We start from the raw sequence: 19330 nt of genomic DNA, 5'->3' as shown, positions 1-19330 counted from the left end.
GTTTTTCTCCCACCGTGACGCATGCGAATGCGTGACTATCCGGCGGCCGGCCGGAACGGTTTCCTGCCGGAGGCGAGCCCCGACAGTATTTCATCGAGTTGCGCCAGTTCCGTGTCGGATGCCTCGTGCCCCCGGTCCGGAAAGATGTCGCAGCGCAATTCGGCGCGCGCCTTGCCGAGCGCTTCGGCTGCACCCGCAAATGCCTCGACCGGTATCCACGGATCCTTGTCGGAACCGGTGAGATAGACCGGCATGCGATCGAGATCGGCGAAAGGCCGGTCGCAGCTCCGCGTGCCGACGCGACAGCCGGTGAGGTTCACCATCCCCCCATCCCAGGGTCCGTATTTCATCGCGTATTCCAGCGTCAGGCAGGCGCCCTGGCTGAAGCCGCCGACGAGCATCGGCAGGGAGCGTCCGGCATTCCTGGCGAAATCGGTGACGATGTCGCGGACATAGACCAGCGAGGCGTTGAGCTGGCGGCGCGATTCATCCGTCAGCGGATCGGTGGCGCGGGCGTCGTACCAGCTGTTGCCGGCTGCGCGGGGCAGCACGAACGAAACGCCTGATGTCTTCAGTCGCTCGACGACCTGCTCGCGCATGTCCTCGGGCGCCTGGGTGCGCCCGTGGACGAATACGCAAAGAACTTTCGCCTCGGTGGGCGGCACGCCCAGGCGCAGTGGAGCATCATGCATCTCCATGGCGCTGCTCAAAAGTTGGCGGGTTCGAGCCCGGCGGTCAGTTCTTCGCGGCGATCCTCGAACCAGGGCGGAAACACCAGCGTCGTGCCGATCTTGCCCGGGGGCTCGTCGAGTGCCCAGCCGCCCTCGACGGACCAGGCGATTTCGAACAATGCGCCGCCCGGCGAGCGGACATAGCACGACTTGAAATAGTTGCGGTCCTTCTGGTCCGAAACGTCGGTGAAGCCGAGGCCTTCGAGATGGGCCTTGAGCGTCAGCTGGTTCTCTTCGTTGAGCGTGTTGAGCGCGAGATGGTGGATCGTGCCGCCCGCAAGCGTCCAGGTGCCCTGGCGATCGTTCGGCTCGTGCAGAATCTCGACCATGCTGCTCGGACCAGCATTGTTCGGCACCGAGAACATCAGGCCTTCGTCGCTGTCGGCTTCCTTCTTCATCGACAGGCCGACGGTCAGGAAATCGTCCATAGACGTGCGGTCGAAGACGGCGATCGCGGCGCCGTAGATGCCCTTGATACCGTGTTCAGCGGCGACGCCCTGCGCCTCGTTGACGATCGAGGGCCGCGTGTCGGCCGGGCTTTCCACCAGTTCGTGCGGAATGCCGCAGGGATGCTTGAAGCCGACGCGGGTCAGGCCGAAGCGGCTGAACTTCGCCGCCTCGATGCCCTTGGCGTTCAGGCGATCGACCCAGTAGTCGGCCGAACCCACGGGAATTGCCTGCTGGATGATTTTCGACTGGTTGGTGCCGCGCCGGCCGAAGACGGCCGGCTTGCGGAAGGGAAAGGTGGTGATGATGGTGGAGGCATCGCCGTCGCGCGAGCCGTAATACAGATGGTAGACGGGAATGGTGCCGTCGAACAGCACGGTCCGCTTTACCGAATAGAGACCCAATATCTTCGTGTAGAAATCGTAATCTTCCTGCACGCCATCGGTGCTGAGCGTCAAATGGTGATACCCGCTGATGAAAGCCATCGCGTCGTTCTCCTCCTCAAGGATCCAATCCCAATCTCCGGCACGCCTCCCGCGTGTCATCCCGGAGTTGATTGACTATACACCTGACGAATGCCCACTTGTTGCGAATACTCATAACCATTATAGCAATTTGCTATGAAGATCGATGAACGACATCTCGTCCAACTCGCCGCCGTGATCGAAACCGGCGGCGTGACCGAGGGTGCGGCCCTGCTGGGCATGACCCAATCGGCCGTGTCGCGCACCATTTCCACGCTCGAAAAGCGGATCGGCGAGGAGCTTTTCATCGCGGGACGCAGGCCGATGCAGCCGACGCCGCTCGGCGAACAACTTGGCCAGCAAGGCAAGGCCATCCTGTCGTCGTCGCGAAAGGCCGACGAGATCATCCGCAGCTTCAAGTCGGGCTCGTCGGGGCGGGTCCGGCTCGGCGGCGTGCCGTTCTTCATGGATGCCGTGATCTCGCCGATGGTCGCCTCGTTCCAGCGGAGCGAGCCGGGGATCATGATCGACCAGTCCTATGGCAATTACCCCGACCTGATGGCAGGGCTGGAATCCGGGCAGATCGATCTCGCGGTCACACCTACCGGCGCATCGGATCTCCGGGCGGATTATGCGTTCGAACCCATTCTCTCTGCCCGCAACGTGCTGGCCTGCAGCGTCGGCCATCCCCTCGTCCACAAGCGGACCATCGCCATCGAGGACATCGTCCATTATCCCTGGGTGGCGCCGCTGCCGGGCTCGCCGCTGGTATTGGACCTGCACAACATCCTGATCACCCTTGGCATATCGGAAGTGGCGATCCGCTATGCGGGCGGCTCGCTGCTCAGCGTCATCAACTACCTGACCGGAACCGATGCGCTGGCCCTGATGCCATTTTCGGTCGCTTTTTCCTTCCGCGGCGAAAACAAGATCACCGTCATTCCACTCGACATTCCGCAGCCCGAGCGCGCGCTCGGCGTCATGACCAAGCGCAAGCCCTATACCAATCCGGCGAGCCGCAAGTTCATCGGCCACCTCAGGCGGGAATTCTCCGAACTGCGTCGGATGATCGAAAAACACGACAGCTCCATTCCATGGGCGCACGGACCTTTCATGGCCGAGCGCGACCGCCGGCCGATGGCGTGAGCCTTACGCCTCGCCTTTCCGGGCGAGGACGAAGTCGTAATCCACATCCCAGAAATCGCCCGAGAACCCATAATCCTGTGCCCGCGCGGGATCGTGCGTCTTGTTGAACTTGGCGAGCAGGCTTTCCTTCACACCGAACACGGCGTCTGAATTGATGTAGGGATCATCGGGGTCGAAGATATGGGTGACGAGCGTGTCATAGCGATCGGCCTTGATGATGTAGTGCAGGTGCGCCGGGCGATACGGATGGCGGCCGAGCTGGCCGAGCAGTTGACCCACCGGGCCATCATCCGGGATCGGATAGTATTTCGGCTTGACCGCGCGGAACCAGTAGCGGCCGTCCGGGCCGGTGCGGAAAATGCCGCGCAGGTTGAAATCCGGTTGGATCCCCTTCTGCTGGACATCGTAGAAGCCTTCGTCATTGGCCTGCCAGACATCGATCACTGCGTCAGCGATCGGCCTGCCCTCGGTATCGAGGATGCGGCCCTCGATGAACATGTCCTCGCCCTTGGCATCGAGGCAGATATTGGCGCCCATCGGCAGTTCCGGTGCGTCGGCAACGTGGAAAGGTCCGAGAACCGTGCTCTCCGAGGCCCCTGACGGCTTGCGGTTGTTGATCGCATCGACCAGCATCGAGACGCCGAGCACATCCGAGAGCAGGATGTATTCCTGGCGCCATTCGTTGCAGATCTGGCCGGTGCGGGTCAGGAACAGGATCGCCTGCATCCACTCGTCCTGCGTCGGCTCGATCTCCTTGACCGCCTCGTGCAGCTTGCGGGTGATGACCTCCATCACCTGCCTGAGCCGCTCATCTTTTGCATTCTGGTTGCGGCCGGTGACGACCGCGACGGAATCTTCTTCGGTGAAAAAGCCTCTTTCGTGCGCTTCCATGGTCATCTCACTTTTTCAGGATTGCATTGAGGACGCGGCGGAGTTCGGTTTCGGGGTCGGCGACCATGCCTTCCGCCCGCCAGGCGACATGGTGATCCGGCCTGACCAGAAGAGCGCCGGAATCACGGATCTCCCTGATATTGGCCCAATCGCCGACGAGATCCTGCCATTGCTGGCGCGGGCCGATCTTGTGGACTGTGATGGTCATGCCGAACTCCTTGCCGAGCACCTTCGCGGCCTGCACCCAGCCATCACCGCCGATACCGGTCAGGATGGTGAAGGCGCCATGGCCGGTGAGATCGAGCGTCGAGACTTTCTCGCTGCCATGGCCGAACAGCCAGGCATGCGGCAGCCGTGCGCCGGGCCAGGTGGTGGGCTGATAATGCAGCTCGGCGTCCTTCTCGAAGGCCGGTTCCGGCTGGCCGTCGGTGACGACAGCGCCCGACTTGTAGCGCTGGTTCATCTCGACGCCATGGGCATCGAACTCGTAGGCCTTGTAGGCGATCGCCTCGCGGATGGCGGCGCGCTGCAGTTCGGCGGCATCGGTGTCGTCGCAGCGGGCATCCATGTTCTGCTGCATCTTCACCGGATCGACGGAATCGAGCAGGCCGAGCGCCTTGAAGATCGGGCCGAATTCCTCGATCGACTGGTTGGCGCGGGTAACGATCTGCTTGGCGATCGGCGCTCGCTCGGCATCGTAGCTGTCTAGCAGCGCCGGTCCCGCTTGGCTCTTGAGCACCGCTGCCAGCTTCCAGGCCAGATTGAATGCATCCTGGATCGAGGTGTTGGAGCCCAGCCCGTTCGATGGAGGATGCCGGTGGATGGCGTCGCCCATGCAGAAGACGCGGCCATTGGCGGTCTTGGTCGCATACATGTTGTTGACCGTCCACGTGGAGACCGACTTGATCTTCGGCGTGAGTTGCTGGTCGCCGACGAGGTCGCGCACCACGCTGATGGCGAAATCCTCGTTGACCTCCGGCGCGGGCTGGTTGATGTCGTAACCCCAGACGATCAGCCATTCGTTCCACGGGCGAACCATGCGCACGAGGCCCATCCCGATGCCACCGACATCGGCGCCCGGCTGCAGCACCCAGTAGAGCACCGACGGACGGTGGGCGACGTGGCGGGAAAGATCGGCCTCGAACAGGATGTTCATCGAGCCGCCGACGCCCATCTTGCCCTCATAAGTCAGGCCGGCATGCTCGGCGACCTTGGAATTGCCGCCATCGGCGCCGACGAGGAATTTCGAGCGGATGGTGATGTCCTTGCCGGTCAGCCGGTCGCGGCAAGTGGTTGTCACACCATCGGCATCCTGGACGTGGCTGACATATTCCGTCGACATGCGGGCCTGTGTGCCGCGCGAACAGGCGGTCTTGAACAGCAGCGGCTCCATGAAGGTCTGCGGCAGGTCGTTCATGCGGCTCGGTGAGGAAAGCTGGTGCTCGGCGCGCGACAGCGGATGCTTGCCCCAGCTCTTCATCCGGCCGATCTCCTCGCCGGTCAGCGAGGTGCAGAAGACGTTCTCCCCCATCAGGTCCTGCTCGGCCGCGAACATATAGGCCTCGTCTTCGACGTTGCGGCCGAGATCGCGCAGCACCTCCATCGTGCGCTGGTTTGTGATGTGGGCGCGCGGTGTACTGGCCAGCCACCGGTAGCGGTTGATCACCATGTTCTCGACGCCATAGGTCGAGAGCAGCGCTGCGGTTGCCGATCCCGCCGGACCGGTGCCGATGATGAGTACGTCCGTGGTGATGTCAGCCATGCGGGCCTCCCTTTATGTCTTGTGAATTCGAAATGTCCGGCGTGCCAACCTTGAGGATGCGGCGCACGGGAAAAAGCTGGATGCCGGTGCGGGCCGAGAACAGACCCCAGAGCCCGCGTGGCGCAAACAGCATGGTTGCGATGGCGATCGTGCCCAGGATCAGCAGATACCAGGAGCCGTAATCGGCGAGCAGGTTCTGCAGCAGGAAGAAGACGATGACCCCGACGATCGGCCCCTCGATCGTGCCGATGCCGCCGATCACCACGATGAAGATGACATAGGCCGTCCAGTCGAGCAGCGAGAAGGCGGCATCGGGCGAGATACGCTGCTTCTGCACATAGATCAGAGCGCCGGCCATGCCGGTGATGACCGCCGTGACGAGATAGACCAGCGCCTTCATTCGCCGCGCATCGACGCCGACGGCACGCGCGGCTTGCTCGTTGTCGCGGACGGCTGCGAGGCCGAGCCCCTGCTTGGAGCGCAGCAGGCGATAGAAGAAGCCGATCGAGGCAACCGCCAGGATCAGCGCCAGCCAGTAGGTAAGCGCATCACCCGCCTGCGCCGACTTCATACTGAGCGTGCTTTTGAGAAAATCGATGCCGGCCATGTCGCGGACGGCCTCGCGCGGCAGGGACGTCCCGGTGCCGCCGCCGAGCGCCTTCCATTGCGCGAACAGCAGCCGGCCGACTTCAGCAATCACCCAAGTGCCGATGGCGAAATAGGGTCCATAGAGCCTGAAGGTGAAGAAGGCCGTCGGCACCGCGACCAGCCCGGCGAACACGCCAGCGGCGAGAATCGCGATCAACGGATCGAGCCCGGCCAGCGTCACCACCGCGAACATCGCATAGGCGCCGCAGCCGACGAACAGTTGCTGGCCGACCGAAATCAGCCCGGCATAGCCAGCCAGAAGATTCCAGCATTGCGCCAGAACCAGCATGGTGAGGATGAAAAAGAGATCCTGGATCGCCCCGCGCGAGACCAGGAATGGCGCGGCCAACGCCAGCAGGACGATCAGCCCGGCGACGACGGCAAAGACCGACGACGCCTTGGTGCGGGTCTCGACGTTGAATACCTGTCGGGAGAGCGTGGTCATCGGCACCTCAATCGACCGCGCGCGGAAACAGGCCGCGCGGCTTGAACAGCAGGACGAGGAGGAAGGCGAGATGTCCGGCGAGGATCTGCCATTCCGGATTGATCGAAGCGCCCAGCGTCTGAGCGACACCGAGGATGATGCCGCCGGCCAGCGTGCCCCAGAGCGAACCGAGCCCACCGATGATCACAGCTTCGAAGGCATAGATCAGCCGCGCCGGCCCGGATGTCGGATCGAAATTGGCGCGGGTGCCGAGATAAAGGGCTGCGATCGTCACCACCACCATGGCGAGGCCCGTGGCCAGCGCGAAGATGCTTTGCGGGCGGATGCCCATCAGGCCGGCCGTCACCGGATCGTCCGAGGTGGCTCGGAAGGCGCGGCCGACGGATGTGCGGTAGATCAATTGGTTGAGTGCGACGATGATCAGGATCGCGGAGGCAAACGTGAGCACCGGCATGACGCCGGCATTGACCGGGCCGAGCGGGATGGAGGCCGTTTCCAGCCATCCGGCCGATACGCGACGGCTGTCGGCGGTGAAGCCTTCGAGCAACGCGTTCTGGATCACGATCGACAGGCCGAAGGTGACCAGCAGCGGTGGCATCATATCCTTGCCGAGCGTGCGATTGAGCAGATGGAACTGCAGCAGCCAGCCGGCGGCGAACATCAGCGGTGCTGCGACCAGTGCTGCGAGAAACGGATTGAGGCCGAGCGCCGACACGAGAACGAGGATCACGAAGGCTGCCAGCACGATCAGGTCGCCATGGGCGAGATTGACCAGCCGCATGATGCCGAAGACGAGGCTCAGGCCCGCCGCGAACAGCGCATAAAGACCGCCGAGCAGCACGCCCTGGAGAAGCGTATCAAGCAGATTCATGGCCATCCGCTCCGAAATATGCCTTGTGGATGGCGTCGCGATGCAGGTCGCCCGATTTGCCGGTGAGCGTGATGCGTCCCTCCATCATGCAATAGACCCGATCGGCGACCTTGAGCGCCTGGGCGATATCCTGTTCGACGATGACGATCGCCGCACCCGTCTCGCGGATACTTGGGAAGGCCGCGTAGATATCGCGCACGACGACAGGTGCGAGGCCGAGGCTGATCTCGTCGCAGAGCAGCACTTCAGGATTTGACATCAGCGCCCGGCCGATCGCCACCATCTGCTGCTGGCCGCCCGAGAGCGCGGTCGATGGTTTGTGACGGCGTTCCTTGAGGATCGGGAACAGGCCATAGATGGCCTCCAGGTTCCACGGCCCCGCGACCTTGCGGCCGTAATTGCCGACCAGCAGGTTTTCCTCAACGCTCAGCGACGGGAACAGCCGGCGACCCTCCGGCACCATGGCGATGCCCCGGCCCATGACATCAGGTGCGGCCAGCGCCCCGATCGCCTGGTCGCGGTAGAGAATGGAGCCTGGATCGTTCTTGAGGACGCCCGCGATCGAGCGCATCAGCGTCGTCTTGCCGGCGCCATTGGCGCCGATGATGGCGATGGTCTCGCCTTGTTCGAGCACGATATCGACGCCGAACAGCGCCTGGAAGTCGCCATAGAATGCCTTGAGCGCGCGGGTTTCGATCAGGGCCATCAGATTTCGATCCCCAGATAGATTTCCCGCACATCCCGCGATGCCATGATCTCGTCGGGCTTGCCGATGCCGATCACTTTGCCGAAATGCAGGACCAGCAGCCGTTCGACCACGGAATTGAGCGCATGCAGCACATGCTCGATCCAGATCACCGCGACACCCTTGGCGTGGACGCCCCGGATCGTGGCGACCAGCGCCTGGCACTCGCCTTCGGTCAGGCCACCGGCGATCTCATCAAGCAGAAGCAATTTGGGTTCGGTTGCCATGGCCCGGGCGAGTTCGAGCCGCTTTCTTTGCAACAAGGAGAGACTGCCGGCGGTGGCATTCGCCTTGTCAATCAACCCGGTGTCGATCAGGATCTCGGCACAGCGATCGGTCACCTCGCCCTCCGTCTTGCGGGCGCCAAAACTGCCCGCGACGACGAGATTCTCGAACACGGTCAATTGCTCGAACGGCTGCGGGATCTGGAACGTACGGCCCATGCCGGCGAAGCAGCGCTGCATCGGCGGCGTGCGCGTCACGTCGTGGCCTTCGAAGCGGATCGTGCCCGCATCGGCGGGAATATTGCCAGTGATGAGGTTGAACAGCGTCGATTTGCCGGCGCCGTTCGGGCCGATGATGCCGAGCGCCTCGCCCGGCTGGACCGCGAACGAAATCGCTTCGGCGACGGTCAACGCCCCGAACTTTTTCGACACTCCATCCAGTTCAAGAATCGGCATTCCTCTCTCCCGTATAAAGGCCGCCTCCTCGCGGCCCTCGTTGGTTCTATCTGGTCCTCGTCAGGCCTCGTTCGGGCGATTGCCTTCCCACGCCTGCTGCAAAAGTTCGCGGATCGACCGGCGGTCGATCGGCCGCGGATTCCAATAGGGATTTTCGACGGCGATCTGGCTTGCGCGATCGAGATCGGTTTCGGTCAGGCCGAGTTCCCGGAGCGCCATGGGCGCACCGATCGAGCTAGCAAAATCCCAGAGACCACCGCCCACCGATCCGCCGAAAATCTCGGCGACCGGCGTCAGCAATTCAGGCACGGCGACGGCATTGAAGCCTGCGGTATGCGGCAGCATGATCGCATGCGTTTCGGCATGCGGCGTATCGAACGTGCCGCCCAGCGTGTGACAGATCTTGTGATGCAGCGCCATGCCGACCGTGCCGAGCACCGTGCCGCAGAGCCAGGCGCCATAGAGGGCATCTGCCCGGACAGAGAGGTCGCCTGGCGTCGCCACGATAGCTGGCAGCGCGGACTTGAAGGCACGCAGGCCCTCTGATGCCATCAGGCTGGAGATCGGGTTGCGGTCCTGCGCGTAGAGAGCCTCGAGCGCATGCGCCATGGCGTTGAGCCCTGACGTAACCGAGAGTGTGACGGGCAAGCCGGTGGTCAAGCCGGCGTCATAGATCACCACTTCCGGCAGTATTCTGCGATCTTTGATCGTGGTCTTGCGGCCGCCCTCGGTCTGGCCGAGGATCGAAGTCACTTCCGAGCCGGCATAGGTGGTGGGAATGACGATCTGCGGCAGGTCGGTGCGATAGGCGATCGCCTTGCCCAGGCCGGTGGTCGAACCGCCGCCGAGCGAGACGACGCAATCGGCGCCGCTATCGCGAACGACTTGCATCGCGGTTTCGGTCACCTCCACCGGCGTGTGCATCACCGCGCCGGCGAAGACGCCTGATGAAAGCGGGCCGAGCCTTGCTGACAGCGCTTCGGCATCTGCCTTCTGGTGCGGTGTCGAGAGCACGAGCGCATGGCTGCAGCCGAGCTTCTCGACCCACTCGCCTGCCGTCTGGCTACGACCTTCGCCGAACACGATATGGGCCGCGCTGCCCTGATATGTGAACAGTCGGCTCATGTGCGTACTCCATTTCTCGACCGCGCCATCACGAAGGTCACGTCAGCCTTCCAGCCATCGCCAGCCTCTTCGAAATCGACGACCAGTTCCTGCTTCACGCCGAAAATTGCGTCGCCTGCGAGATGCGGGTCGCTGGCGTCGAAGATGTGGGTGGTAATGGGTTCGAAGCCCGGCGCGCTGACCATGAAATGCAGATGCGCCGGCCGGCGCAACGAATAGCCCGCCTGCTTGAACAGCATGCCGACAGGCCCATCATCGGGCACGCCGTAGCCGGAGGGCCGCACCGTGCTGTAATGGAATGCGCCATCCTGGCCGGTCTTGAAGATGCCGCGCAGATTGAACTCCGGCTGCATATCCGGCTGCTGGTTCTCATAAAAACCCTGCGCATTGGCCTGCCACGTCTCAATGACCGCGCCCGCGATCGGCTGGCCGTCGAGATCCCGCGCTCTGCCCGAAACGAGCAAGCGCTCGCCAACGCCGTCGAGCGAAATCGAAGCGCCGAGCGGATAGTGCGGGGCATCGGCGCGATAGAAGGGGCCACGCACCGTATTGGGCGTCGCGCCCCTGGGGCGGCGGGAATTGATTTCCTCAACCAGTGCCGAAGCGCCCAGCAGGTCCGACAGCAGAACCCATTCCTGGCGACGCTCGTCGCTGGCATGGCCGACTTCGGTGAGGAAGGCGATCACGCGCTTCCATTCCTCCGGCGTCGGGCGGAAATCACGGATCAGGGCGTGGAGATGCTGGACGGCGGCGGCGAGAATTTGCGGCAGCGGCTTCTGCTCGACGCCGGCAAGGCGCTCAGCGAAAATGTCAGCGGAATTGCTCTCGCTGAAACTCGGCGCTGGCTTTGCCTGCCGCATGCTCTCCCTCCCGGATGATGGCTTATGGTGAGAGTAGCAAAGACAAACCACGCCGTTGATGATTTGATTGCTAATCTATATAACGATTTGTTATGAAGTTCGACGAACGACATCTTGTCCAGCTCGCCGCCGTGGTCCAGTCCGGTGGCGTCACCGAAGGCGCGGCCCTGCTGGGGTTGGCCCAGCCGGCGGTGTCGCGCACCCTGTCGATGTTGGAGAAGCGTGTCGGCGAGCCGCTGTTCGTCAGGGGCAAGCGGCCATTGCAGCCCACGGCACTCGGGCGGGCACTGGCCGAACATGGCAAGGCCATGCTGGCGGCCAGCCGCAAGGCATCGGAAACCATCGAGAGTTTTCGCGTCGGCAAGAGCGGCGTCGTCAGAGTCGGTGGTACGCCGTTCTTCATGGATGCGCTGATCGCGCCGATGATCGCCGAGTTCCAGACCCGTCATCCCGACGTGCGGGTGGATCTCACCTATGGCTATTTCCCCGATCTTCGCGCCGCCCTGCAGGCCGACCAGATCGACCTTGCCATCTGCCCGATCGATATCCTTGATGAAGGTTCCGGCATGACCTTCCAGCAGATCCTACCCGGCCGCAACGTGATCGCCTGCAGCGTCACGCATCCGCTGCTGCTCAAGAGGCGGCCGCAGCCCGCGCATCTACTCGATTATCCCTGGATCGCGCCGCCGCCGGGCAGTCCGCTGATGGCCGACCTGCGCGGCATGCTGCTGTCCTTCGGGGCGACCGAGATCAAGATCCGCTATTCCGGCGGATCGCTGATGAGCGTGGTGAACTACCTCAAGACATCGCAGGCGTTGACGATCATGCCGCACAGCGTGGTCTTCGCGCTGCGCAACGAAAAATCGATCACTGCCCTGCCGGTGACCATCCCGCATCCCGATCGCGCGCTGGGGCTGCTGAAACGCGCCGATGCACCGCGTGTGCCGGCCATCGACCAGTTCGCGCGCTACATCGGCACGTCATTCGAGGATCTGAAATCGCTGATCAAGCGGCATGAACAGGCGGTGGTATGGGGGATGTAGTGCGGAGGGCGCGCCGCGAATATGGCCGAAACGGGCCGCCTGATCGACCGGCCGGCTTGGCCATAGAGCCTCGCTGCGACGCGTGGCCCACCGGTCGACCATCCAACTCCGTTTGAGCCAACAGAATGGCTCCCAATAGCTGCTCACATCTAGCTTGCAATTTTCTTTCTGCCTATATTCGCCGCTCCATTGGCGTGTCGCACAGCGACCGAGGGATCACGCAGCATATGCAGGACTTAGTTCGCCAGCTTGAAGCCATTATCGACCGTCTCACCAAGGAGTTGATGGCGGCGCATGAGGCGCAGGCGGTGACATCGGATGTGTTGAAGCTGATCAGCCAGTCGGCTTTCGATCTTGACACGGTCCTGACCACGCTCATCCGCTCGGCGATCGATCTTTGCGAGGCCACGCGCGGCGTCGTCTGGCTGAGCCGGGACGGGCAATTGTATCTTGCCGCGCATGTCAATTATCCCGAGGAATGGGTCAGCTACGCCCGCATCCTGGCACTCACGCCTGCCGCCGACGCGGTGACGACCTCCGCGATTGCCGCCTTTACCGGTGAAGTCGTGAATGTCGAGGACATACCGAACGATCCGCGTTTTCGCTCACTGACCGGCCATCAGCTCGGTGATTATCGCGGCGGCCTGGCTGTGCCTTTGAAACGCGACGGCAAGGTGGTCGGCGTCATCGCGATGTCGCGGCCGGAGGCACGGCTTTTCACCGATCGCCAGATTGCACTCGTTCACACCTTCGCCGACCAGGCCGTGATCGCGATCGAGAATGCCCGGCTGATTGTCGAACTCGAAGCGCGCAATCGCGAGGTGCTGTCGCGCTATTTTTCGCCGGGATTGGCCGAAAGACTGGCCGGAGATGCAGGCGCGCTCGATCTTGTCGGGCAGCGCCGAGAGGTGGCGACGATCTTCACCGATATTGCCGGCTTCACGACACTGGTCGAGACGCTCGAGCCGGATATTCTCGGTGAAATGCTCAACGAATATCTCGCGGGAATGACGTCCATCGTGTTCGCCCACGAAGGCACTGTCGCCAAGATCGTCGGTGATGCACTGCACGTTCTCTTCGGCGCGCCGGGCGAGCAACCCGACCATGCCCAGCGCGCCATCGAATGTGCGCTCGATCTCGATGCATTCGCGCAGGTCTTTCGCGACACATGGCTGGCAAAGGGCATCGCGATCGGCACAACACGTATCGGGGTGAATGCCGGGCCGGCGATCGTGGGGAATTTCGGCGGCGGTCGCTTCTTCGATTACACCGCCTATGGCGACACGATCAATATTGCTGCACGGCTGGAAACAGCCAACAAGCAACTCGGCACGCGCATCTGCGTGAGCGAAAACGTGACGAAGCAGGTTGCGGATTTCCACGGCCGGCCGGTCGGCGACCTCATGCTGAGGGGCAGGACCGAACGACTGCGCGCATTCGAGCCGCTGCGCCCCGGCCAACAAGACGAAGCTTCCGGGGAAGACTACGCGGCTGCGTTTGCCAAATTGGAGGCGGGCGACCCCGGTGCTCTCGGCGCCTTCGCGGTACTGGTCGGCAGACGGTCCGACGATGGGCTCGCAAGCTTCCATTTGAAGCGACTCCTAAACGGGGCGACGGGAACGAAGATCAACATGGATTGATCCGGATCCGGCACATGCGCGAAGCGAGACACTGGCGTTCCGCGCCGAAAATCGGCTAGAGCGTAAATGTATCAGCTGTCGACGGAGCGATCTCCTCGGACAGGAACCGGGGATATTGCGTGGCCAATGCATTGGAGGAAGCCGACCGGCGCTGGAGCCGGCCATCGCTCAGGCTGATCCTGAGCGTGGTGATGGTGGGCCTTGTCGTGGTGGTGGCAGGTGCGCTGATTTCCATCGGATACGTCCGCGCCCGGGAGAACGCGGTCGAGCGGGTGCAGGAGCGGATGAACGATTTCTCCGACCGGCTGGTCAACCGGCTGGCGGTGATCTCCGGCGACACCGCGACATTCGTCAACATCTTCGCCTCGGCGGCCAATTCCTTCCTGGCGCCGGCAACCGAAAGGCTGAATGACAAACTGGTCTTCGCCCGCGAGGCGCTGCTGCGCTCGCCGACCGTCGATGGGCTCTATGCGGGGTATCCGGACGGCTCGTTCTTCCATGCGATCAACCTGAGGGAAACGCTGTGGCGCAAGGCGCTTGAGGCGCCGAAGGAAGCGATGCTGGCGGTCAGGACGATCGACAGGTCGCAAGCCGGTACGCCGGTGATGCGGGTGCTCTTCCTCGATGGGGCCGGCAAGCGGATGCAGGCGGAGCGCACCAGCCCAGCCGATTTCGATCCGCGCAATCGCCTCTGGTACCAGAAGGCGGAGGGCGGCACCGAGGCCGTTACCACCGGCCCATATGAGATGGCGGTCACCGGTGCCCTGGGCATGACGATCTCGCAGGGCCATATCCGCAATCCGAAGGTCGTCATCGGCGCCGATGTCGTCCTCACCCGCGTTACCAACTTCCTCCGTGGCGAACTGCTGACGACCCATTCCGTGGCGTTCATTGCCGACGACACAGGCCGGCCGGTTATCCATTCCAGCCTCAGCGAGATGCAGAAGATCATCGCTGCGACGCGCGACAAGCAGAACGGAACCGATGCGAAGATCGATCCCCTGACCCGGGGGCTGAGCCGGCTGTTGAAGGCCCAGGACGGGCGGGTCGATGCGGTCAGCATCAACGACGTGACCTATATCGTGATGTCCTCCAAGATCACCACATCGCAACTCTTCGCCGGCAATACGCTGGTGATCGCGGCGCCGCTGGAGGAAATCCTCGGACCGGCCTATAACGAACTGTTCCAGGGCCTGGCGGTCGCCGGTGGCGTCGTGGTGGTGGTCATCGTTCTCGCGCTGGTGCTCGCAGGCGTTATCACGCAGTCGCTGAACCAGCTGACGACCAGTGCCTACCGGCTGCAGGAACTCGATTTCCAGACCGAGATCAACGTGCCCAGCCGGGTGCGCGAAATCTCGGCGCTCAGCGGCGCGATGAGCCGCGCCCGCGACGCGATTTTCACCTTCAGCCTCTACGTGCCGAAGGAGCTCGTCCGCAAGGGCATCGAGTCCGGCGAATTCTCGCGCCGGACGGCGGCGCGGCAGGAAGTCACGGCGCTCTTCACCGACATTTACAATTTCACCGCGATCAGCGAGCAGCATTCGCCGGAGGAAGTGGTGATCATGCTGTCGGAATATTTCGATCTCCTCAATGTCGCGGTGAACAGGCACGACGGCACAATCATCCAGTTTCTTGGAGATTCGATCTTCGCCATGTGGAATGCCCCGATCAACGACGACAGGCATGCCGAAAAGGCGTGCCGTGCGGCGCTTGCGATGCAGCAGGCGCTCGAAAACTTCAATGCCCTGCAGGTGGGCAAGGGGCTACCTGAATTCCGCACGCGCTTCGGCATTCACACGGGTGCGGCCGTGGTGGGTAGTGTCGGAGCCGCCGACCGGCTGCAATATACGGCGATGGGTGACACGATCAACGTCGCCTCGCGCCTCGAAGGCATGAACAAGGAACACGGCACGACAATCCTCGCAAGCCGCGCGGTGCATGAACACTGCCATGACGTGATCCAGTTCCGGCCACTCGGCCAGGCGCATGCCAAGGGACGCGCCGAGGAAGTCGAACTCTATGAGGTCATCGGCGAGATCGACGAACCGGCGACACATCAATGAGAACGGGAAGAGCATGACGCAGTCACACCTCGCAAACGCCGCCAACAATCCCACCACGGATGGTTTGCCGCGTGTGGCCTATGCCCGCGGCAGCTATCTCTTCGACGTCGACGGCAAGCGCTATCTCGATGGATCGGGTGGTCCGGCCGTCTATTGCCTCGGGCACGCGCATCCCGAGGTCAACGAAGCACTGAGGATCCAGAACGAGAAGGTGGCGCATGCCTATCGTTACCATTTCACCAGCGACGCCAGCGACCAGTTGCAGGCGATCATCACCGAACGCACGGGCGGTCACTTTCGCCAGATGGTGTTCGTGTCATCGGGTTCGGAAGCGGTCGAGAGCTGCCTCAAGATCGCGCTGCAATACCACGCCGCGCGCGGCGAGACGGCCCGCCGGCGGTTCATTTCCCGGCGCCGGTCATGGCATGGCAATACGCTGGGCGCGCTTTCGGTCTCGGACTTCAAGACCCGGCGCGAAGCCTATGAGGGCTCGCTGCTAGACGTTTCCTTCGTATCCTCGGCGAATGCCTATCGGCCGCTAGAGGGCGTCGCGCCGGATCAACTGGCGGCACATCTCGCCGTTGAGCTGGAGGCGGAGATCCTGCGCGTCGGACCGGAGACGGTCGCGGCCTTCATTTTCGAACCCGTTGTCGGTGCCGCCGGCGGCGTGGTGCCCGCGCCGCAAGGTTATGCGAAGGCCGTGCAGGCCGTCTGTCGGCGGCATGGCGTGCTTGTTATCGGCGACGAGGTGATGTGCGGTTCCGGTCGGACCGGCACCTGGCGGGCGCTGGAGCAGGACGGCGTGGTTCCCGATATCATGAGCGTGGCGAAGGGCCTCGCGGGTGGTTATGTGCCGCTGGGTGCGGCGCTTTATGCCGATGCGATCCATGACGCGCTGGTCGCGGCCCATGGCGGCGTGCAGACCGGCCACACGTTCACCGGACATACGACGGCCTGCGCGGCCGGCGTCGCGGTGCAGACGATCATCGAACGCGACGGCCTGCTCGACCATGTGCTGAAGCGCGGCGCCCGGCTGCGCGACGACTTGCGCGCCGCACTCTCCGATATGCCTGAAGTCGGCGACATACGCGGGCGCGGCTATTTCATCGGCATCGAGATTGTTGCCGATCCAGACACCAAAAGACCATTCGACCCGGACCTGATGGTGCATGCGGTCATCGGCCGGCGGGCGCTGGAGAAGGGCCTGATCTGCTATCCCTGCACCGGCAATGTCGGCGGCACGGCTGGCGACACGATCATTCTCGCGCCGCCCTACAATGCGAGCGAAGAGGAACTTGAGGAGTCGGTCGCCACGCTGGCTGGCGCGGTGCGGGAGACCGTGGCGCGCGCACGGACTACATAAAGACCGACCCTCGGAATCCACCCCTGATCCCGGACAGTCAAAAATTAAGGAATCGTTGAAACCTGCGCTTTAGGGTCTCCTCATATTAAATGGAAAACCCTGCGCATGGATCAGATCCTGTGGCTTGCGACCCTGCAGAGCTTTGCGATCCTCGGCGCCGTCGTCGCGGGATGGAGTTGCCTGCGCCATGTCGTCCCCTGGCCATGGCCGCGCCTCGGCGATTTCGTCTTTGCGGTTGCGATGGGCAGCGGCACGATCATCGTCATGTCCATGCCGGTCGAACTTGCCCCGGGCGTCCGCTTCGATTTTCGTACCTCATTGCTGGCTGCGGCTGCGCTGATCGGCGGGCCGATGATGGTCATCGCCGGGGTGATCGCGGCGGTTTACCGCATCTATCTGGGCGGTGACGGCGCGCTGAGCGGTGTCGTCTCGATCATGATCGCAACGGGACTCGGCATCCTCTTTCATGTCAGGGGGCGCGGAAAGGATCCCTCGTTCACGACAATCGCGCTCTTGTCGGTGCTCACGTCGGTCAGTGGACTGTTCTCTACGCTTCTCCTGCCCATGCAGGCGTTCGGGAAATTGTCCGAGTGGGGCTTCCTGATGACGACCGTGATGCGGGTCCTCGCAACCTTCCTGTCGGCCGTCGTGCTGCGCCAGGACCGGATCAGCGTGAAGATGGCGAAGGACAATCTCATCTACCGCAAGATCATCGACGCGCTGCCCGACAGCCTCAACGTCAAGGACAGGGAGGGCCGCTTCATTGCCGCCAATCCGGCGACTGCGCGTCTCATGCGGGCCGTCAGCGCGGAGGCGCTGTCCGGCAAGACCGATTTCGATTTCTATCCGGCGAGCGTCGCCGAGACGTTTCGCCACGATGAGGAGGCCATTGTCGAGGCGCGCAAGGCCGTGACGCTCGAGCAGACCGCTGTTCTGCCCGATGGCACGGAGCGGAAGCTGGTGACGCTGAAGGCGCCGCTCTTCGGCAATGACGGCGAATTCATCGGGCTGATTACGCATAACAGGGACGTGACGGAAACCGAGGCCCTCAAGCGCGATCTCGAAGGCGCACGGGCGAAGCTGCAGACCGCCATCGACAACATGAACGACGGCATGGCGATGTTCGGTGGCGATGGCAGGCTGATTTATTGCAACGATCGCTACCGGCAACTCTTTCCGCTCACCGCGCATCTCAGGGTACCGGGCGCCGCCTTCAAGGATCTGGTCTCCACATCGGCCGCGATGGGCGAGGCCCTGATCAATGCACCGGAAGTCGATGCATGGGTGACCCGGGTTGCCGGCGCCGCGACCGGCGAGGCAGTCAACACATTCCAGATGTTCAATGGTCGCTGGCTGCAGTCCCGCGCCGCGATCGTCAGCGACGGCCTGCTGCTGCTGATCACCGACATCACCGAGAAGCGGCAAGCCGAGATCGAGACCGTGAAGAGCGCTGCCGAATACCAGGCGCTGTTCGTCCATTCGGTCGCTGGCATCTTCCGCTCGACGAGCGATGGCCTGATGCTCCGGGCCAATCCCGCGCTCGTGAAGCTCAACGGCTACGACAGCGAAGCCGCACTGCTCGAAGGTGTCGGGGATATCGCCGCCGAATGGTATGTCGATCCCCAGCGCCGTGAGGACTTCAAGCGCCTGATGCTGCGCGACGGCCGGGTCAACGATTTTGTGTCGGAGATATACCGCCACAAATCCCGCGAGCGCATATGGGTCTCGGAGACGGCCTGGACGGTGCCCGGCGACGACGGCAAGCCTGCCTATTTCGAAGGCACGGTGATCGAGATCACCGATCGCAAGCGAGCGGAGGAAGAGATCAAGAAGACGAATCTCAAGCTCCTCTCGCTGGCTGCGACCGACGGCCTGACCGGCCTCATGAACCGTCGTTCCTTCGACGAAGCCCTGGACCGCGAACTGGTCAATGCCGCATCCACGAAAGAACCGCTCAGCCTGATCCTTATCGATGTCGATCACTTCAAGAACTACAACGACCGTTACGGCCATCCCCAGGGCGACGAGTGCCTTCGCTTCCTGGGCCGGGTGCTGAGGGCCACCTGCCGCAGCCCGTCGGACATCGCCTGTCGCTACGGCGGCGAGGAACTGGCGATCATCCTACCGGCCACGACGGCGGATGATGCCCTGGCGGTTGCGACGCGGCTCTGCGAAAGCGTGCGCGGCCTCAATCTTCGGCATGAAGCAAGCCGCGCGGGCATGGTGACGATCAGCGCCGGCGTGGCGACAGTTGTTCCAGCCGAGGGCGATCCGGCATCCGGGCTGGTCCGCAAGGCCGACGAAGCACTCTATGCGGCCAAGGGCGGCGGCCGCGACCGCGTTGAGGCCTATGCTTCAGATGGCGCCGGCCCTTCACGCAACAAGACGAACCGGGTCAGCTAAAAT

General features: G+C 63.1%; 16 protein-coding genes. 6 read left to right on the top strand and 10 right to left on the bottom strand.

What is annotated here, in order from left to right; translation table 11 throughout:
- Positions 1-35 precede the first annotated feature (35 nt).
- Positions 36-698: an alpha/beta hydrolase gene (locus tag IHQ71_RS01950; protein ID WP_258160215.1), complete on the bottom strand. Its 663-nt coding sequence runs from the start codon at positions 696-698 to the stop codon at positions 36-38.
- Positions 699-706: 8 nt separating this feature from the next.
- Positions 707-1663, bottom strand: a complete 957-nt coding sequence (locus tag IHQ71_RS01945; RefSeq protein ID WP_258160214.1) for a VOC family protein — start codon at positions 1661-1663, stop codon at positions 707-709.
- Between the two features lie 135 nt (positions 1664-1798).
- On the opposite strand from IHQ71_RS01945, the gene IHQ71_RS01940 reads away from it, so the two are divergent.
- A complete protein-coding gene (locus tag IHQ71_RS01940) occupies positions 1799-2788 on the top strand; it encodes a LysR family transcriptional regulator (RefSeq protein WP_258160213.1) in 990 nt (329 codons plus the stop codon).
- Between the two features lie 3 nt (positions 2789-2791).
- Here IHQ71_RS01940 and IHQ71_RS01935 read toward each other — a convergent pair whose 3' ends face one another.
- Genes IHQ71_RS01935 through IHQ71_RS01900 form a run of 8 tightly spaced genes read right to left on the bottom strand, consistent with a single transcriptional unit; the run spans position 2792 to position 10815 of the window.
- A complete protein-coding gene (locus tag IHQ71_RS01935) occupies positions 2792-3679 on the bottom strand; it encodes an intradiol ring-cleavage dioxygenase (protein ID WP_258160212.1) in 888 nt (295 codons plus the stop codon).
- A gap of 7 nt (positions 3680-3686) precedes the next feature.
- Positions 3687-5441: an FAD-dependent monooxygenase gene (locus tag IHQ71_RS01930; RefSeq protein WP_258160211.1), complete on the bottom strand. Its 1755-nt coding sequence runs from the start codon at positions 5439-5441 to the stop codon at positions 3687-3689.
- Entirely contained in the window at positions 5434-6534 is a 1101-nt protein-coding gene (locus IHQ71_RS01925; RefSeq protein ID WP_258160210.1) for a branched-chain amino acid ABC transporter permease, read from the bottom strand. The genes IHQ71_RS01930 and IHQ71_RS01925 overlap by 8 nt, the downstream gene beginning before the upstream one ends.
- Before the next feature lie 7 nt (positions 6535-6541).
- Complete coding sequence (locus tag IHQ71_RS01920) at positions 6542-7405, bottom strand: branched-chain amino acid ABC transporter permease (protein ID WP_258160209.1); 864 nt, start codon at positions 7403-7405, stop codon at positions 6542-6544.
- A complete protein-coding gene (locus IHQ71_RS01915) occupies positions 7392-8111 on the bottom strand; it encodes an ABC transporter ATP-binding protein (protein ID WP_258160208.1) in 720 nt (239 codons plus the stop codon). The genes IHQ71_RS01920 and IHQ71_RS01915 overlap by 14 nt, the downstream gene beginning before the upstream one ends.
- On the bottom strand, positions 8111-8830 hold the full coding sequence (locus IHQ71_RS01910) for an ABC transporter ATP-binding protein (RefSeq protein ID WP_258160207.1): 720 nt from the start codon (positions 8828-8830) through the stop codon (positions 8111-8113). Before IHQ71_RS01910 ends, IHQ71_RS01915 begins: the two co-directional genes overlap by 1 nt.
- A gap of 60 nt (positions 8831-8890) precedes the next feature.
- The gene (locus tag IHQ71_RS01905; protein ID WP_258160206.1) at positions 8891-9955 is read right to left on the bottom strand and encodes a maleylacetate reductase; all 1065 of its coding nucleotides are present in this window, start codon (positions 9953-9955) and stop codon (positions 8891-8893) included.
- Positions 9952-10815 carry a dioxygenase gene (locus IHQ71_RS01900; protein ID WP_258160205.1) on the bottom strand — a complete coding sequence of 288 codons (864 nt, stop codon included), beginning with the start codon at positions 10813-10815 and terminating at the stop codon, positions 9952-9954. Before IHQ71_RS01900 ends, IHQ71_RS01905 begins: the two co-directional genes overlap by 4 nt.
- Positions 10816-10907: 92 nt before the next feature.
- Here IHQ71_RS01900 and IHQ71_RS01895 point away from each other — a divergent pair, with 92 nt between their 5' ends.
- From IHQ71_RS01895 to IHQ71_RS01875, 5 genes are all read left to right on the top strand, one after another.
- Complete coding sequence (locus IHQ71_RS01895; RefSeq protein ID WP_258160204.1) at positions 10908-11858, top strand: LysR family transcriptional regulator; 951 nt, start codon at positions 10908-10910, stop codon at positions 11856-11858.
- A gap of 227 nt (positions 11859-12085) precedes the next feature.
- Positions 12086-13498 carry an adenylate/guanylate cyclase domain-containing protein gene (locus tag IHQ71_RS01890; RefSeq protein WP_258160203.1) on the top strand — a complete coding sequence of 471 codons (1413 nt, stop codon included), beginning with the start codon at positions 12086-12088 and terminating at the stop codon, positions 13496-13498.
- Between the two features lie 119 nt (positions 13499-13617).
- A complete protein-coding gene (locus IHQ71_RS01885; protein ID WP_258160202.1) occupies positions 13618-15561 on the top strand; it encodes an adenylate/guanylate cyclase domain-containing protein in 1944 nt (647 codons plus the stop codon).
- A gap of 13 nt (positions 15562-15574) precedes the next feature.
- A complete protein-coding gene (locus IHQ71_RS01880) occupies positions 15575-16924 on the top strand; it encodes an aspartate aminotransferase family protein (RefSeq protein ID WP_258160201.1) in 1350 nt (449 codons plus the stop codon).
- Between the two features lie 105 nt (positions 16925-17029).
- Positions 17030-19327 (top strand): diguanylate cyclase, encoded by a 2298-nt coding sequence (locus IHQ71_RS01875; protein WP_258160200.1) that lies wholly within the window; start codon positions 17030-17032, stop codon positions 19325-19327.
- Positions 19328-19330 lie beyond the last annotated feature (3 nt).

This window comes from Rhizobium sp. TH2, assembly GCF_024707525.1.
Lineage (GTDB): Bacteria > Pseudomonadota > Alphaproteobacteria > Rhizobiales > Rhizobiaceae > Rhizobium_E.
This window is presented reverse-complemented; position numbering and strand designations above follow the sequence as displayed.

What these genes read in the sequence shown, in the direction of transcription:
- IHQ71_RS01950 (WP_258160215.1), bottom strand. Translation starts at nt 698, where the DNA reads ATGGAGATGCATGATGCTCCACTGCGCCTGGGCGTGCCGCCCACCGAG.
- IHQ71_RS01945 (WP_258160214.1), bottom strand. Translation starts at nt 1,663, where the DNA reads ATGGCTTTCATCAGCGGGTATCACCATTTGACGCTCAGCACCGATGGC.
- IHQ71_RS01940 (WP_258160213.1), top strand. Translation starts at nt 1,799, where the DNA reads ATGAAGATCGATGAACGACATCTCGTCCAACTCGCCGCCGTGATCGAA.
- IHQ71_RS01935 (WP_258160212.1), bottom strand. Translation starts at nt 3,679, where the DNA reads ATGGAAGCGCACGAAAGAGGCTTTTTCACCGAAGAAGATTCCGTCGCG.
- IHQ71_RS01930 (WP_258160211.1), bottom strand. Translation starts at nt 5,441, where the DNA reads ATGGCTGACATCACCACGGACGTACTCATCATCGGCACCGGTCCGGCG.
- IHQ71_RS01925 (WP_258160210.1), bottom strand. Translation starts at nt 6,534, where the DNA reads ATGACCACGCTCTCCCGACAGGTATTCAACGTCGAGACCCGCACCAAG.
- IHQ71_RS01920 (WP_258160209.1), bottom strand. Translation starts at nt 7,405, where the DNA reads ATGAATCTGCTTGATACGCTTCTCCAGGGCGTGCTGCTCGGCGGTCTT.
- IHQ71_RS01915 (WP_258160208.1), bottom strand. Translation starts at nt 8,111, where the DNA reads ATGGCCCTGATCGAAACCCGCGCGCTCAAGGCATTCTATGGCGACTTC.
- IHQ71_RS01910 (WP_258160207.1), bottom strand. Translation starts at nt 8,830, where the DNA reads ATGCCGATTCTTGAACTGGATGGAGTGTCGAAAAAGTTCGGGGCGTTG.
- IHQ71_RS01905 (WP_258160206.1), bottom strand. Translation starts at nt 9,955, where the DNA reads ATGAGCCGACTGTTCACATATCAGGGCAGCGCGGCCCATATCGTGTTC.
- IHQ71_RS01900 (WP_258160205.1), bottom strand. Translation starts at nt 10,815, where the DNA reads ATGCGGCAGGCAAAGCCAGCGCCGAGTTTCAGCGAGAGCAATTCCGCT.
- IHQ71_RS01895 (WP_258160204.1), top strand. Translation starts at nt 10,908, where the DNA reads ATGAAGTTCGACGAACGACATCTTGTCCAGCTCGCCGCCGTGGTCCAG.
- IHQ71_RS01890 (WP_258160203.1), top strand. Translation starts at nt 12,086, where the DNA reads ATGCAGGACTTAGTTCGCCAGCTTGAAGCCATTATCGACCGTCTCACC.
- IHQ71_RS01880 (WP_258160201.1), top strand. Translation starts at nt 15,575, where the DNA reads ATGACGCAGTCACACCTCGCAAACGCCGCCAACAATCCCACCACGGAT.
- IHQ71_RS01875 (WP_258160200.1), top strand. Translation starts at nt 17,030, where the DNA reads ATGGATCAGATCCTGTGGCTTGCGACCCTGCAGAGCTTTGCGATCCTC.